Here is a 14,794-nt window from a genome sequence, read left to right as displayed (position 1 = left end):
CTTGGGCTAACCATCATGTCGAATTCGTCTCTGACTCTTAAACAATCTGGATTGCGCTGGCTGTGGCTGGCGCTTCTGGTGTTCATTGCTGACATCACGATCAAGTTAATTGTGATGGATAACATGGGCTATGGTTGGGCAAACCGTATTGAGGTGCTGCCTTTTTTTAACCTGCTGTATGTGCATAACTATGGCGCGGCTTTTAGCTTTCTGAGCGATCAGGAAGGGTGGCAGCGCTGGCTATTTACGGGTATTGCCTTTGTGGTCACCGGTATGCTCGCTTACTGGATGCGTCGTCTTCCGGCGAGTGATAAGTGGAACAATATTGCTTATGCGCTGATCATTGGCGGTGCCGTGGGCAATGTGTTTGATCGCATCGTGCATGGTTTTGTGGTCGATTATCTCGATTTTTACTGGGGAACCTACCACTGGCCAGCGTTCAATTTGGCCGACAGTACGATCTGTATCGGCGCAGCGATGATTATTCTCGATGGTTTTCGCGCTAAGAAAAGTGCACCAAGTCAGTCTTAGTGCTCTGCATTGCGCCGTAAAGCAAAGACACTGCGGCAAATAACCACAAGCGCCGTCCGTTGATTCGGAGGGCGCTTTTTACTATAAAGGCTGGCATCAGCGCCCGCCCGTCTCCGCTAAAGTGAAGCGGCGTTCGTTAAACAATAACAAGGTAGTGATAACGTGAACCCTATTGCCTCTAACTCTGCAGTTACCCTGCATTTTACGATCAAGCTTAAGGACGGCTCTGTTGCCGACAGTACCCATAATCAAGGAAAACCGGCCAAGCTAGTGATGGGCGATGGTAGCCTGAGCCCCAATTTCGAGCAGTGTTTACTCGGAATGTTGCCGGGCGAGAAAAAATCGGTCGCTTTAGCAGCGCAAGATGCGTTTGGCGCGCCCAATCCAGATCATGTCCATTACATGGATCGCAGTAAGTTTCTTGGTGGTGATCTGCAGTTAGAGGTCGGAACCATTATGGCTTTCAGTGGCCCTGACGGAATGGAAATTCCCGGAATCATCACGGAGATCGCCGGTGACTCAGTTACTGTCGATTTCAATCACCCATTGGCAGGGCAAGACATCACCTTTGATGTTGAGATCTTGTCTGTTGAGTGAGTTTCCTTACAATAGCCAACCATAACGACTAGCAATGAGCAAACCAATGAAAATACTGTTAGCCAACCCTCGCGGTTTCTGCGCGGGTGTGGATCGCGCGATCAGCATTGTTGAGCGTGCGCTGGAGCTTTATCAGCCGCCGATTTATGTGCGTCATGAAGTGGTGCACAACCGCTTTGTGGTCGAGGGTTTAAAGCAGCGTGGAGCCCGCTTTGTTGAGGAATTAAATGAAGTTCCCGACGATAACATTGTGATTTTTTCGGCTCATGGCGTGTCGCAAGCGGTTCGCCAAGAAGCGAAAGAGCGTTCACTGACGGTATTTGATGCGACTTGTCCACTGGTGACTAAAGTGCATATGGAAGTGGCGCGTGCCAGTCGCAAACATATGGAAGTGGTGTTGATTGGTCATGCAGGCCATCCTGAAGTGGAAGGCACGATGGGGCAGTATGCCAGTGATACAGGCGGCATGTATCTGGTCGAAAAACCAGAAGATGTTGTATCACTGCAAGCTAAGGTGAAAGATCCAAGTAACCTGCACTATGTGAGCCAAACAACGTTGTCAGTCGATGAAACGGCGGATGTGATTGATGAGCTGCGCCGTGTATTTCCGAAGATCCAAGGCCCGCGTAAAGATGACATCTGTTATGCCACCCAAAACCGTCAAGATGCGGTGCGTATCTTGGCTGAGCAAGTCGATGTGATGGTGGTGGTGGGTTCGAAAAACTCATCGAATTCGACTCGATTAAAGGAGTTGGCTGAGAAGTTGGGCACTCCCGGTTACTTGATTGACTGCCCACAGGATATCGACCCTGAGTGGTTCGTTGATGCGCAGTTAATTGGGGTGACTGCGGGCGCTTCGGCACCAGAAGAGTTGGTAAACCAAATCTTGGATCGCATCAAAGAGCTCGGCGCAACGTCGGTAGAAGAGGTGCTTGGCCGCGAAGAGAACATGTTCTTTGAAGTGCCTAAAGAGCTGCAAATTAAGCAAGTCGATTAATCATTTCGCCATCCATCTTGTGAATCCAAGATGGATGGTTTCTTTGCAATTTCTTTGCAAAGGAATATCGCACAAAAAAATGGCTCCCAGATTGGGAGCCATTTTCGTTTTCAATCAGGTGATTGAAGCGTCGAGATTAAGCGGTTTTCGTCACGCCTTGTGGTTTCTCCTCATCGGCAAGATCGGTTTCCCCTTTGCCTTTGGATACTTTCGCTACGTAAGCCAGAGCACCCAGAGAAGCCAGTACACCTGCAATGGTTGAAATCTGCATTGGTAAGCCAAAACCTAAGGTGCTGCTGTTAAGGATGAAGCTGATACACACGGTAGTCATAAACAGCGCAGGTACCGTACAGATCCAGTGCAGTTTGTTGTGGCGCATCAAGTAAGCGGTGGCTGTCCACAGCATCATGACTGCGGTCGCTTGGTTCGCAAAACCGAAGTAGCGCCAGATGATACCGAAATCGACTTGGGTCAACACAGCACCGATAACGAACAGAGGTACAGCCATCAGTAGGCGGTTACGCAGTGTTTTTTGCTCCATGTTGAAGTATTCAGCCAAGATCAGACGGCTTGAACGGAACGCGGTATCCCCCGAAGTGATAGGCAGGATCACCACGCCAAGGAAAGCAATCACACCACCAAACACACCCAGCAGGCCGAAAGAAGCACCGTAAACCACGTTACCTGGGCCACCGTTTTTCACTGCTTCAGACAGCGCTTCCAGTGAGCCGAAGAAAGAGAGAGCAACAGTACACCAGATAAGAGCAATGATGCCTTCGCCAATCATCGCGCCGTAAAACACGAAGCGACCGTTCTTCTCATTTTCCATACAGCGTGCCATCAGCGGAGACTGAGTCGCGTGGAAGCCAGAGATAGCACCACAAGCGATGGTGATGAACAGAGCTGGCCACAGAGGCATGTCATTCGGGTTGAGGTTTTTCACCATATCGCTGATTTCAAATCCGCCCAGCACTTGGTGCTCAGAAGAGAACGCAATCGCCGTCATCAAACCAACCGACATGAAAATCAGTAGCGCACCAAACAGTGGGTAGAAACGGCCGATGATTTTATCAACAGGAACGATAGTCGCCAGAATATAGTAAGCGAAGATGATCACGACCATGGTGGTCATGCTGACGGTGAAGTCAGTTTGTTGGTTAATCAGGTTAGTGATCATGCCAGCAGGGGCTGAAACGAACACCACACCAACCAGAAGCAGCAACACAATGGCAAAAATGTTCATAAAGTGTTTTGCGCCATTGCCTAAGTAACGACCCGTGATGGATGGAACCGAAGCACCACCGTTACGGATAGAAAGCATACCTGAGAAGTAGTCGTGTACTGCACCCGCGAAGATACAGCCAACTACGATCCACAGCATGGCGGCTGGACCGTACAGCGCACCCATGATTGGACCAAAGATAGGACCCACACCAGCGATGTTCAGCAGTTGTACGAGATACACTTTTGGGGTGGACATCGGTACATAGTCGACGCCGTCCGTTTTTGTATGGGCAGGGGTTTGACGCTTTTCGTTGATGCCAAATACTTTCTCTACGAAAGCTCCGTAAATAAAGTAACCGCCAACGAGGGCTGCGACACAGGTTAGAAACCACAACATAGCGTTTGTCCTTTTGTTAATGAATTAAGCTCACTGTGGATAGTAATTTATCAATAAGCGAGCTTCACTGGCTTTCCGAGTCAGTGGTCGTGTGGTGAATTAAGCGGTGTTTTAGCTAAATAAGTGGTTTTGAATATACCCACTTCTGACTTGAAGTCGCGACGCGAGCATGAAAATTGAGTAGCAGGCTATGCTATTCAATGGCATGCTCATTTCATCAACAAAATGCGTTCGTCTAACTCAAGGTAAAACATGAAAAAATGGATAGTAATGGGCTGTATTGTGCTGCTTGCCGCTTGTTCAGCGAGTGAGTCACAGTTAGTACAAGAGGGCAACTGGTATCAAATCGGTTATCAGGATGCCGTGACCGGTCATACCCAGCGCAGCTATAAAAGCTTAATGGAGCTCGGCTCAGCCAAATTGGGTGATTATGAACAAGGCTACCAAAAGGGATTAGAGCAATATTGTAACCCTGATGTGGCTTACCAAATTGGCTTGAGCGGCCAATATTATGAAGGGATTTGTGAAGGTACAGAGCAGGCGCAGCGTTTTCGTATGGAGTGGCAACGCGGTTGGAATGAGTACAATCAATAACCGATAAGAGGTGCAATCATGCACGAAGAGTCTATTGCTCTGACTATCGCTGCGGTTGGCGTAGTCGGTTTAGGATGTCAGTGGTTAGCCTGGCGGTTACGTCTGCCAGCCATCTTATTTTTGCTGTTGGCGGGGATTTTAGCTGGCCCAGTATTTGGGGTGTTAAACCCGGAAGCCCTGATGGGTGATTTGCTCTTTCCGCTTGTTTCACTTGCCGTGGCGGTGATTTTGTTTGAAGGCAGTCTCACTCTAAATTTCAAAGAGATCCGCGGCGTCAGTAATACAGTCTGGAGCATTGTCACGGTTGGCGCACTCGTCTCATGGGGGATCACCAGCACGGCTGCGCATTGGTTGCTTGGCTTTGAATGGCCGTTAGCACTGATGTTTGGCAGTTTGACTGTGGTCACGGGCCCAACCGTGATTGTGCCTTTGTTGCGCACAGTACGCCCAACCGCACGCTTAGCGAATATTCTGCGTTGGGAGGGGATTTTAATAGACCCACTTGGTGCACTGTTTGTGGTGATGGTGTATGAATTCATCGTATCCAGCAGCCATGCTCATAGCCTAGAAGTGTTTAGCCTGATTTTATTGGTCGGTTTTTCCATTGGTATCGCTTCTGGAGTAGCGGTGGCGGCGGTACTGCGCAGAGGCTTATTGCCGGAGTACTTGCAGCCGTTTGCGGTGCTGAGTGTCGTGCTCGGTGTGTTTGCTGCGTCTAATGCCTTGGAGTCCGAATCTGGCCTACTGACAGTGACAGTCATGGGGATGTGGCTGGCGAATGCCAAAGGGGTCAATATTCAGCACATCTTGCACTTTAAAGAGCACTTAACGATTTTGCTGATCACAGGGCTGTTTATTCTGCTTGCGGCGCGGATTGAAGTGGCGGATTTCCAAGCGTTGGGCTGGAGCGCCTTGGGGCTGTTTGTGGTGATGCAACTTCTGGCTCGTCCTGCGTCTATCTTCATTTCAACGTTGCGCAGCACGCTCAATGTTCGTGAAAAAGCCTTTTTAGCTTGGGTGGCTCCGCGCGGGATTGTGGCCGCTTCGATCTCTTCTCTATTTGCCATCAAATTGATGGAGTTTGGCATCGCTGATGCCAAGCTATTAGTGCCGCTGACCTTTATGGTGATCATTGGCACTGTCGTGCTGCAAAGTGCGACTGCTCGACCAATGGCGTTGGCATTGAAAGTGTCAGAACCTGCGCCGAAAGGCTTCTTGATCATCGGTGCCAATGATGTGGCGCGTCAGGTCGGTTTAGCGATAGCTAAGTACGATTGTCGAGTGGTGGTGACGGATTCCAACTGGGACTACATTCGCCAAGCAAGAATGGCCGGGCTTGAGCACTATTACGGCAACCCGATTTCCAGCCATGCCGAGGACTACCTTAATTTGATTGGGATTGGGCATGTGTTGGCACTGAGCCCTGACAAACACTTCAACATCATGGCCTGTATGCAGTTTTTATCGGATTTTGGCGATAAGCGTGTGTTTTGCCTCAACGATAATCCAACCAATAACGTCAGTGAAAAGCATCTCGTCGCTCAGGAATATCATGGCTTGCCGTTTCTAGGTGGTGAAGTGAGTTACAAAAAACTGGCGAGTTTGGTCGGCCAAGGTGCGGAAGTGAAGCACACCAAATTGAGCGAAAACTTCACTTATCAGGATTATCAGCAAACCCACAAAGAGAGTTTTGTTTTGCCGCTGTTTTTAGTCGACAGTCGTGGGCGGGTGCAGATGTGTCAGGATGTGGCGAGTTTTGCGCCGAAAGAGGGCGAAATTGTCGTGTCTCTGATCAAAAGTCACGAGAGCCCATAGGGCTCTCGTTTTGCTCTGGCTAATTACTCTTCGTGCTCTTCCATGGCGCGGCGTAAGAAGCCGTCCGACTGCGAGAGTTTCGCGGTCGCTTGCTCGTAGTTCATGCCGGTCAGATGCATCAAAATCGCCAGTTTCGCGTTGTTGTGGCTCTCTTTGAGTAGTGCTTCGGCTTCTTCGCGTTGGCAATCGGTCGCTTGCATGACAATTCGCACCGCTCGGGCAATCAGCTTGCGGTTGGTGGCTCGGACATCGACCATCAGATTTTGATAGCTTTTACCAAGACGGATCATGCTCGCAGTCGTGAGCATATTGAGCACCAACTTCTGCGCTGTACCGGATTTAAGTCGGGTTGAACCCGTTAACGCTTCCGGTCCGACGACCGGAGAAATGGCAATCTGGGCGATTTCGGCAATCGGAGAATCAGGGTTGCACGAGAGTGCGATGGTGGTCGCGCCTAAATCATTGGCGTACTCTAACGCGCCAATCACATAAGGTGTGCGGCCACTCGCCGCAATCCCGACGAGCACATCTTTGCTGCTAAAGTCGATTTGCTGTAAATCATGTGCGCCCAGCGTGGCGTTATCTTCCGCCCCTTCTTGTGCGGTAAACATTGCCTCTTTGCCTCCGGCAATCAGTCCAATCACCATTTGATCGCTCACTCCGAAAGTGGGTGGGCATTCTGAGGCATCCAGCACACCCAGACGACCGCTGGTACCTGCCCCTAAGTAGATCAAGCGGCCACCTTGTTTGAAGGCGGCAGTGATTTTATCAACCGCTTGGGCAATCTGCGGCAATACCGCTTCCACCGCCAGTGGCACTTGTTTGTCTTGTTGATTAAGCCGCTCGACAATTTCTTGTGATGAGAGCAAATCAATATCCATCGTATCGGGGTTACGACCTTCGGAAACCAGATGAGAAAGCGCGGCAATAAGTGCATCGTTGGTCATAAAAATTCCTGTAGCGATTAATCGGGGTAGTAAATCACGCCAAGACTCGCAAGACGTGATGCGCCCGTCACTGCGGGCAAATTACTGGGTAAACCGTGCATGCGCCTTTGTGCCAGCCAAGCGAAAGCCATGGCTTCCATATTATCGCCATCCACGCCCATTTGGGTGGTTGGGGCAACTTGCCAGCTTGGCAGCAAGGCTTGTAAGCGTTCCATGAGTAAAGGATTTTGCGCACCGCCGCCACACACTAAAAGCTGTGGTTGTGGCCCTTCGGCGAATGGTGCGACTTGCTCAACAATGGTTTGCGCGGTGAATTCACACAAGGTGCGTTGCACATCGGTGGCATCAACCGAAAACGTGGCGAGCTGCGTTTCTAACCAAGGCAGATTAAACAGCTCGCGGCCTGTGCTTTTGGGAGCTGGCAGAGCAAAGTAATGGTCTTGTTTTAAATGGCTAAGTAATGCGGCATTCACGCTGCCTTGTTTGGCCCACAGGGCATCTTTATCGTAAGGCTGGTTACGTTCCTTTTGGCACCAGCTATCCATCAGCATATTGCCGGGGCCGGTGTCATAGCCCACCACTTCACCATTGGGCTTGAGCACCGAAATATTGGCAATCCCCCCTATATTGAGCACGACTACGGTCGATTGCTCAGCATGAAAAATCGTGCGATGAAACGCGGGAACTAACGGTGCGCCTTGCCCACCGAGCGCAACATCTTTGCGCCGAAAATCGGCGACAGTCGTAATGCCTGTGCGCGCCGCGATAATGTTGGCATCGCCAATTTGCATGGTAAAAGGTTTGGTGCCGGTAGGCTGATGGAACACGGTTTGTCCATGACAGCCGATCGCACGGATGTGCTCGGCGCGATAACTGCTGTGCTGCAAAAGTGCCAGCACAGCATCACTAAACAGATGGCCAAGATCGTGCTCTAATTCACCCATCGCAATCAAGGTGGTTGGTTGGCCGATGCAGACATTGAGCAGCCGCTGCTTGAGGTCGGCAGGCATTGGGTAGTCGTGGTGAGCCAGCAGTTCGATGTTATCGTCTTGCAGCGCCACTAAAGCGGTATCCACACCATCCAAACTGGTTCCCGACATCACACCGATATAGAGTTCGCGTTCTGCCATTTGGTTATCCCTCTGTCATATTCAAACAAAGGCATTGTAATTGAAAAATAAACTGAATAACCTCGTGGCTTGTGACAATTTTGCCAATTTTTTCAAGGAGCAAGCATGGGACCGCTTTGGTTGGATGTGGCCGGTTACGAACTGAGTGCCGAAGATCGCGAAATTCTGCAGCACCCTACAGTGGGTGGTGTGATTCTGTTTGGTCGCAACTATCACGATAACCAGCAATTGCTGGCACTCAATAAAGCGATCCGTCAAGCGGCGAAAAGACCGATTTTGATTGGTGTCGATCAAGAAGGTGGCCGCGTGCAGCGTTTCCGTGAAGGCTTTTCCCGCATTCCCCCTGCGCAGTATTACGCTCGTGCTGAGAATGGCGTTGATCTCGCTGAACAAGGTGGTTGGTTGATGGCGGCAGAGCTGATTGCACACGATGTCGATTTGAGTTTTGCGCCCGTGCTTGATATGGGCTTTGCGTGTAAAGCGATTGGCAACCGCGCTTTTGGTGAAGATGTTCAAACTGTACTCAATCACAGCAGTGCTTTTCTGCGCGGCATGAAAGCCGTCGGCATGGCGACCACTGGCAAACACTTCCCCGGCCATGGTGCTGTGATTGCCGATTCCCATTTAGAAACCCCTTACGATGAGCGAGAGACGATTGCGCAAGACATGACGATTTTCCGTTCGCAAATTGAGGCTGGAGTGCTGGATGCTATGATGCCAGCGCATGTGGTGTATCCGCATTACGATGCTCAACCTGCGAGTGGTTCGAGCTACTGGTTAAAACAAGTGTTACGTGAAGAACTCGGCTTTAAAGGCATCGTGTTCTCTGATGATTTGAGCATGGAAGGCGCAGCCGTGATGGGGGGGCCAGTTGAGCGCTCCCATCAAGCTTTGGTCGCGGGTTGTGACATGATTTTGATGTGTAACAAGCGTGAGGCGGCGGTCGAAGTGCTGGATAACCTTCCGATCATGGAAGTACCACAAGCTGAAGCACTGCTGAAAAAGCAGCAATTTAGCTACAGTGAGCTGAAGCGTTTAGAGCGTTGGCAGCAAGCGTCAGCCAATATGCAGCGCTTAATCGAGCAGTTCTCCGAATAGTTTTCCTCATAGAAGTAGAGCTTGGATCAGTAAAATCCCAGCATCTCTTTCAGCTCTTTAAGATAACGGCGGCTGACCGGAACCTTATGGCCTGCATGAGTGATCATCTCCGCCAGCCCGTTTTCTAACAGTTTTATTTCGCGAATCGCTTTCAAATTCACCAAGTACTGGCGATGGCAGCGCACTAACGCGGTTTTCTCTTCCAACACCTTCAAGGTCAATTGACTGGTCGCTTTTTGCTGCGCAGTCTGCACATTGACGCCACTGATGTCACTGTAGGCAAATTCCACTTCATTAATCGGCAGTAGCACAATTCGGTTTAAACCCGTGCAAGGGATCTGATCTAAGCTCGGTTGCGTCAGTGGTGAGTAGTCACTTTTCTTATGTTGGCGCAGCAAACGCTGCACGGTTTTGGCTAAACGTTCGGTGTCGACCGGCTTGAGCAGATAGTCAAACGCGTTATCTTCAAACGCTTGCAGCGCATATTGATCGTAGGCGGTAACAAACACCACCTCAGGCATGGTCTCTGGGTCAAGCATACTTAGCAGCTCAATGCCCGAAATTTGCGGCATCTGAATATCCAAAAACACCACATCTGGCTTGAGCTGATTGATTTTTTTCAACCCTTCAATTGCATTGCTGGCTTGGCCGATGACCTCAATCTGACCGCTTTCGGTTAATAGCTCCGCGAGCTCTTCACGGGCAAAGCGTTCATCGTCAATGAGTAGTGCAGATAACATGTTAATCCCTTAGTAGGTTCCTTGTTCGGGAATGATAAAGCTCATTCGCGTGTACTCTTGTGGCGCGACCTCAATCTGTAGCCCTGATTTTGTACCAAATTTGTTGGTGAGGCGTTTTTCAACAATTTGCATCCCTAAACCATCATAATCTTCACTCGGAGGCTGATAGAGCCCGGCGTTGTCTTCCACCACGACGCGCATTCCCCCTTCAACCATTTCACTGTAAATGCGCACTTTGCCAGCTTCGAGTAGGTTAGAGGTGCCGTGTTTGATGGCATTTTCCACCAAAGGCTGCAAAGTGAAGCTGGGGACATTACGTTCTAGCAGGGCATCATCAATCGCAATTTCCACATCGAGCCTGTCACTAAAGCGCGCTTTTTCAATAGTGAGGTAAGCGTTCACGTGGGCAAGCTCTTCACGCAAAGTGACGGTTTCGACGTTCTGTTTGAGGTTGCTGCGGAAAAATTGCGACAGATGCAAAATCAGCTCGCGAGCTTTATCTGGCTCGCGGCGGATCACCGCACTGATGGTGTTGAGTGCGTTAAACAGAAAATGCGGATTAACCTGCGCTTGCAGCAGTTTGATTTCCGCCCGCGAGAGCAGGATTTGTTTTTGCTGATATTCGCCATACAGAATTTGACTGGATAGCAGTTGGGCGATGCCCTGTGCCATTGACATATTGATGGTGGAAAACAGCTTACGTTTTGGTTCGTAGAGTTTGATGGTGCCGATCACCCGATCGCCTGCTCGCAACGGAATGATTAACGCAGACCCCAGTTTGCAGGTCGGAGACAAAGAACATTGATAAGGATGCTCTTTGCCATCGAGATAGATGATGGCGTTGCGATTAATCGCATCGAGCGTGCTCTGCGAGCTGATCGGTGTATTCGGTTTATGGTGATCATCGCCAATCCCGACAAAGGCGAGGATTTTTTCGCGATCGGTGATCGAGACCGCGCCGACATTGGTCTGTTCATACACGATTCGGGCAATTTTGTTGGCATTTTCTGGGTTAAAACCGGCAGCAAGGATACCAACAGAACGCTCGGCAATATTCAGAGCGCGGCGAGAAAACGTCGCGGAATACTCTTCAAAAATGGTTTTGCGATCGAGCAGGATGCTCATAAACAGTGCGGCACCGACTGAGTTAGCAATGATCATCGGCGCGGCGATGGTGGAAACCAGCGCATAAGACTGTTCAAACGGTTTCGCCACGACCAAGATGATCAGCATCTGCACAATTTCGGCAAATAAGGTCACCGCAAAGACAATACTTGGGCTAAATAGTAATTTCCCTTTGCCTTTGCGCAGCAAATAGGTGTGTAGCAAGCCGCCAATTAAACCTTCAGCGGTGGTGGAAATCGCGCAGGCGAGATCGGTAAATCCCCCTAAGGTATAGCGGTGTAAGCCTCCGGTGAGGCCAACCGCAAAACCAATCACAGGTCCACCAAACAGCCCCCCCATTACAGCGCCGATGGCACGCGTATTGGCAATCGCATCATTGATCTGCAGGCCAAAGTAGGTGCCCATAATGCAAAACAGCGAAAACAGAACATAAACACTGATTTTGTGGTCAAACCGACCAGAAATGTTCAGTAAAGGAATGAAGATCGGCGTTTTACTCAACATATAGGCGAGAACAAGGTAAACACACATCTGTTGCAGTAATGAGAGGATGAGATCCATAACCTGTCCATCGTCTGAGCGGAAAAACGGCTTATTTTAAGATACTCAAAGCGAACAAAACACGCTTTATTCCCCAGTTTGTGTGCCAAGTGTCATTAAATGAGAGGTGTAATTTTTAATTTACATTAAATGTTGGTTTAAATTTACACTTGCATTGTTTTTAAAGCCTGTTAACGTGTTTTCTGTTTAAGTTTGCAGCTAACCTTGTTAGGTGTGTAAATAATAAATTACAGGTGATGAGATGAAAAAAAGTGAATTGAGTGATGTGAATATCAGTGATGAACAGATATTGATCACCCCAGATGCCTTAAAAGCCAAGATTCCACTCAGTGACAAGGCGCGTAAGTTTATTCGTGAGTCACGTCAGACGGTGGCGGACATTATCCACAAACGCGATCCTCGCTTGCTGATCGTCTGTGGTCCTTGCTCAATTCATGATGTGGATGCGGCGAAAGAGTACGCCAAAAAACTCAAAGCACTCTCGGCGCAGCTGAGCGACCAGCTCTACATAGTGATGCGCGTGTATTTTGAAAAACCGCGTACTACGGTCGGTTGGAAAGGGCTGATTAACGATCCGCATCTTGATGGCAGTTTTGATATCGAACACGGTCTGCATGTTGGGCGTCAACTCTTGGTCGATTTGGCCGAAATGGAAATTCCACTGGCAACCGAAGCGTTGGACCCGATTAGCCCACAATACTTGGCGGATACTTTTAGTTGGGCAGCGATTGGTGCGCGCACCACGGAATCACAAACTCACCGAGAGATGGCAAGTGGCCTTTCTATGCCGATTGGCTTTAAAAATGGTACGGATGGTAACTTGGCAACGGCGATTAATGCCATGCAGGCCGCTTCATCCAGTCACCGCTTTATGGGAATTAACCGCGAAGGACAAGTGGCACTGCTCACTACACAAGGCAACCCGAATGGGCATGTGATTTTGCGTGGTGGCAAACAGACCAACTACGATTCGGTTTCTGTCGCGGAATGTGAAGAAGAGATGCAAAAAGCGCGTTTGGAACCCTCTTTGATGGTGGATTGCAGCCATGCGAACTCACGTAAAGATTACCGCCGTCAGCCGTTGGTGGCAGAAGATGTGATTCATCAAATCCGTGAAGGCAATCGCTCGATCATTGGCCTAATGATTGAAAGCCATCTCAATGAAGGAAATCAGTCTTCGGATCTGCCTCGTGAAAAGATGCAATATGGAGTTTCGATCACTGACGGCTGTATAAATTGGTCAACGACTGAGGCATTATTACGTCGTGTGCATCAGGAACTTATTCCCTTTTTGCACAATCGTTTGCAAGGATAACAAGGATAGAACATGGCCGTAGAGTTGAATCAGTTACGCGACCAAATCGATGAAGTCGATAAGCAGATGGTGGAGTTATTGGCTCGCCGTCTGGCATTGGTGGAGCAAGTCGGGCAAGTGAAAAGCCGTTATGGCTTGCCAATTTATGCCCCCGATCGTGAAGCGGCAATGCTCGCTTCACGTCGAGCGGAAGCGGAAAGCAAAGGTGTTCCGCCACAACTGATTGAAGATATTTTGCGCCGAACCATGCGTGAATCCTACGCCAGTGAAAAGGACTCCGGCTTTAAATGCCTCAATCCTGAGTTACGTTCCGTGGTGATCATCGGTGGTAACGGTCAGCTTGGGCGACTATTTGGCCGTATGTTTAAACTCTCTGGCTATCAAGTCAAAGTGCTGGGTAGCCAAGATTGGGACAAAGCGGATGAACTGCTCAGTGATGCAGGCTTAGTGGTAGTCACGGTACCTATCCATTTGACGCTCGGTGTTATCGAAAAGCTGCGCCAGTTACCGGACGATTGCATTTTGTGCGATCTCACCTCAATCAAAGCCAAGCCGCTTGCCGCCATGCTACAAGTGCACAAAGGTCCAGTGGTTGGGCTGCACCCTATGTTTGGCCCAGACGTTCCAAGCTTGGCGAAGCAGGTGATTGTTTACTGTGATGGTCGAGGCAATGAACACTACCAATGGCTCTTGCAACAGTTTGCTATTTGGGGTGCAAGCTTGTGTCAGATTGATGCGGCTGAACATGATCGTGGTATGACACTTATTCAAGCACTGCGCCACTTCACTTCCTTTGCTTATGGCTTGCATCTGACCAAAGAGAACCCGAACTTGGCACAACTGCTGAAACTCAGTTCACCGATTTACCGTTTAGAGCTTGCCATGGTCGGACGTCTATTTGGGCAAGATCCCCATCTGTACGGCGATATTATTCTCTCATCACCAGAAAATATTGAGATGATCCAGCGTTTTCATCGCTGCTTAAGCGATGCGGTTGAGTTGGTGAGCGCGGGCGATAAGGCGAGTTTTGTGGCTCAATTTGAACGAGTTAGCCAGTGGTTTGGTGATTATTCACAGCAGTTTATGCATGAGAGCCAAAACTTGCTCAAACAAGCGAATGATGCGATCCACAGAGGTTAATGCACCGTCACTCTCACTGTCAATAACATCCCAAGTCCATTTGGGCTTGGGATTACTCATGCAGTCCTAAATCGGAAAGATGTTCTAAGTCTCGATGCAGTAAGCTGTCATCGCCCACATTCAACTCTACTAAGCGGCGTAAGTGCGCAATGCTTTCAATATCAATATGGCTGATCGCCATTCGAATGATCCGCTCTTGGATGCTGATGACTTTTGCGCTGAGGGATATGGTTACATCGCTTTCTGGTAGGCTAAAAACCACATCCACTAAGGCGTGAGTATCTAAATCCGGCTCATCTTCTGACCAGAGCAGCAAACCGTGCAGCGATAGATCCTGAATGCAAGTCGACAGCTGTTTATCGCCTTGGCTTAGGGTGGCTGGCGCTTGATACAGGATGCGTGAAAAGCGACGTTTTTCGATCATGGCGTTCTCTCTGACAAAGACGACGTATAGATAGGACAAGCATAGCAAAGGGTACATCAAATCACCGGATGTATGCTGAAATAAGCTTACTCAATCACAAACTCGGTTTCTGTGGAGCAAAAGAAAAGGCCGCATGGCGACCTTTTCTGAGTGTGATAC

The 14,794-nt window shown here is 49.4% G+C and carries 14 protein-coding genes; 8 read left to right on the top strand and 6 right to left on the bottom strand.

Translation table 11 applies throughout. The features are described from left to right. Positions 1 to 15: 15 nt before the first annotated feature. From lspA to ispH, 3 genes are all read left to right on the top strand, one after another. Complete coding sequence (gene lspA, locus F0316_RS10460) at positions 16 to 531, top strand: signal peptidase II (RefSeq protein WP_000071973.1); 516 nt, start codon at positions 16 to 18, stop codon at positions 529 to 531. 162 nt (positions 532 to 693) lie between these two features. Further along, the gene (fkpB, locus tag F0316_RS10455) at positions 694 to 1,128 is read left to right on the top strand and encodes an FKBP-type peptidyl-prolyl cis-trans isomerase (protein WP_001068088.1); all 435 of its coding nucleotides are present in this window, start codon (positions 694 to 696) and stop codon (positions 1,126 to 1,128) included. A 34-nt stretch (positions 1,129 to 1,162) separates the two neighbouring features. After that, positions 1,163 to 2,125 (top strand): 4-hydroxy-3-methylbut-2-enyl diphosphate reductase, encoded by a 963-nt coding sequence (gene ispH, locus F0316_RS10450; RefSeq protein ID WP_001883831.1) that lies wholly within the window; start codon positions 1,163 to 1,165, stop codon positions 2,123 to 2,125. Positions 2,126 to 2,261: 136 nt separating this feature from the next. Here ispH and F0316_RS10445 read toward each other — a convergent pair whose 3' ends face one another. Further along, positions 2,262 to 3,746, bottom strand: coding sequence for a carbon starvation CstA family protein (locus F0316_RS10445; RefSeq protein ID WP_000964317.1), 1,485 nt, complete (start codon positions 3,744 to 3,746; stop codon positions 2,262 to 2,264). Positions 3,747 to 3,998: 252 nt separating this feature from the next. Between F0316_RS10445 and F0316_RS10440 the strand changes: the two genes are divergently transcribed. Together F0316_RS10440 and F0316_RS10435 are read left to right on the top strand one after the other, a co-directional pair. Beyond that, a complete protein-coding gene (locus tag F0316_RS10440) occupies positions 3,999 to 4,340 on the top strand; it encodes a DUF2799 domain-containing protein (protein ID WP_002043171.1) in 342 nt (113 codons plus the stop codon). An 18-nt stretch (positions 4,341 to 4,358) separates the two neighbouring features. Then, positions 4,359 to 6,155 (top strand): cation:proton antiporter, encoded by a 1,797-nt coding sequence (locus tag F0316_RS10435; protein ID WP_000544192.1) that lies wholly within the window; start codon positions 4,359 to 4,361, stop codon positions 6,153 to 6,155. 23 nt (positions 6,156 to 6,178) lie between these two features. On the opposite strand, the gene murQ is transcribed toward F0316_RS10435, so the two are convergent. Together murQ and F0316_RS10425 are read right to left on the bottom strand one after the other, a co-directional pair. After that, positions 6,179 to 7,102: an N-acetylmuramic acid 6-phosphate etherase gene (gene murQ, locus F0316_RS10430; protein ID WP_000180252.1), complete on the bottom strand. Its 924-nt coding sequence runs from the start codon at positions 7,100 to 7,102 to the stop codon at positions 6,179 to 6,181. Between the two features lie 17 nt (positions 7,103 to 7,119). Then, a complete protein-coding gene (locus F0316_RS10425) occupies positions 7,120 to 8,232 on the bottom strand; it encodes an anhydro-N-acetylmuramic acid kinase (protein ID WP_001897496.1) in 1,113 nt (370 codons plus the stop codon). A gap of 105 nt (positions 8,233 to 8,337) precedes the next feature. Here F0316_RS10425 and nagZ point away from each other — a divergent pair, with 105 nt between their 5' ends. Next, positions 8,338 to 9,330 (top strand): beta-N-acetylhexosaminidase, encoded by a 993-nt coding sequence (nagZ, locus tag F0316_RS10420; RefSeq protein WP_149560468.1) that lies wholly within the window; start codon positions 8,338 to 8,340, stop codon positions 9,328 to 9,330. A 26-nt stretch (positions 9,331 to 9,356) separates the two neighbouring features. On the opposite strand, the gene btsR is transcribed toward nagZ, so the two are convergent. Both btsR and F0316_RS10410 read right to left on the bottom strand, forming a co-directional pair. Next, positions 9,357 to 10,070, bottom strand: coding sequence for a two-component system response regulator BtsR (btsR, locus tag F0316_RS10415; protein ID WP_119464914.1), 714 nt, complete (start codon positions 10,068 to 10,070; stop codon positions 9,357 to 9,359). Positions 10,071 to 10,079: 9 nt separating this feature from the next. After that, the gene (locus F0316_RS10410; protein WP_149560467.1) at positions 10,080 to 11,756 is read right to left on the bottom strand and encodes a sensor histidine kinase; all 1,677 of its coding nucleotides are present in this window, start codon (positions 11,754 to 11,756) and stop codon (positions 10,080 to 10,082) included. 241 nt (positions 11,757 to 11,997) lie between these two features. Here F0316_RS10410 and F0316_RS10405 point away from each other — a divergent pair, with 241 nt between their 5' ends. Together F0316_RS10405 and tyrA are read left to right on the top strand one after the other, a co-directional pair. Beyond that, a complete protein-coding gene (locus tag F0316_RS10405) occupies positions 11,998 to 13,071 on the top strand; it encodes a 3-deoxy-7-phosphoheptulonate synthase (protein WP_000747932.1) in 1,074 nt (357 codons plus the stop codon). 12 nt (positions 13,072 to 13,083) lie between these two features. Further along, positions 13,084 to 14,211, top strand: a complete 1,128-nt coding sequence (tyrA, locus tag F0316_RS10400) for a bifunctional chorismate mutase/prephenate dehydrogenase (protein ID WP_000257619.1) — start codon at positions 13,084 to 13,086, stop codon at positions 14,209 to 14,211. A gap of 52 nt (positions 14,212 to 14,263) precedes the next feature. On the opposite strand, the gene F0316_RS10395 is transcribed toward tyrA, so the two are convergent. Further along, on the bottom strand, positions 14,264 to 14,635 hold the full coding sequence (locus F0316_RS10395; RefSeq protein WP_000570784.1) for a PilZ domain-containing protein: 372 nt from the start codon (positions 14,633 to 14,635) through the stop codon (positions 14,264 to 14,266). Positions 14,636 to 14,794 lie beyond the last annotated feature (159 nt).

It is taken from the genome of Vibrio cholerae (assembly GCF_008369605.1).
Classification (GTDB): Bacteria; Pseudomonadota; Gammaproteobacteria; order Enterobacterales; family Vibrionaceae; genus Vibrio; species Vibrio cholerae.
Note: the sequence above shows the minus strand (reverse complement) of the source record. Positions and strands in the feature narration are given on the sequence as shown.

What these genes read in the sequence shown, in the direction of transcription:
- lspA (WP_000071973.1), top strand. Translation starts at nt 16, where the DNA reads ATGTCGAATTCGTCTCTGACTCTTAAACAATCTGGATTGCGCTGGCTG.
- ispH (WP_001883831.1), top strand. Translation starts at nt 1,163, where the DNA reads ATGAGCAAACCAATGAAAATACTGTTAGCCAACCCTCGCGGTTTCTGC.
- F0316_RS10445 (WP_000964317.1), bottom strand. Translation starts at nt 3,746, where the DNA reads ATGTTGTGGTTTCTAACCTGTGTCGCAGCCCTCGTTGGCGGTTACTTT.
- F0316_RS10440 (WP_002043171.1), top strand. Translation starts at nt 3,999, where the DNA reads ATGAAAAAATGGATAGTAATGGGCTGTATTGTGCTGCTTGCCGCTTGT.
- F0316_RS10435 (WP_000544192.1), top strand. Translation starts at nt 4,359, where the DNA reads ATGCACGAAGAGTCTATTGCTCTGACTATCGCTGCGGTTGGCGTAGTC.
- murQ (WP_000180252.1), bottom strand. Translation starts at nt 7,102, where the DNA reads ATGACCAACGATGCACTTATTGCCGCGCTTTCTCATCTGGTTTCCGAA.
- F0316_RS10425 (WP_001897496.1), bottom strand. Translation starts at nt 8,232, where the DNA reads ATGGCAGAACGCGAACTCTATATCGGTGTGATGTCGGGAACCAGTTTG.
- nagZ (WP_149560468.1), top strand. Translation starts at nt 8,338, where the DNA reads ATGGGACCGCTTTGGTTGGATGTGGCCGGTTACGAACTGAGTGCCGAA.
- btsR (WP_119464914.1), bottom strand. Translation starts at nt 10,070, where the DNA reads ATGTTATCTGCACTACTCATTGACGATGAACGCTTTGCCCGTGAAGAG.
- F0316_RS10410 (WP_149560467.1), bottom strand. Translation starts at nt 11,756, where the DNA reads ATGGATCTCATCCTCTCATTACTGCAACAGATGTGTGTTTACCTTGTT.
- F0316_RS10405 (WP_000747932.1), top strand. Translation starts at nt 11,998, where the DNA reads ATGAAAAAAAGTGAATTGAGTGATGTGAATATCAGTGATGAACAGATA.
- tyrA (WP_000257619.1), top strand. Translation starts at nt 13,084, where the DNA reads ATGGCCGTAGAGTTGAATCAGTTACGCGACCAAATCGATGAAGTCGAT.
- F0316_RS10395 (WP_000570784.1), bottom strand. Translation starts at nt 14,635, where the DNA reads ATGATCGAAAAACGTCGCTTTTCACGCATCCTGTATCAAGCGCCAGCC.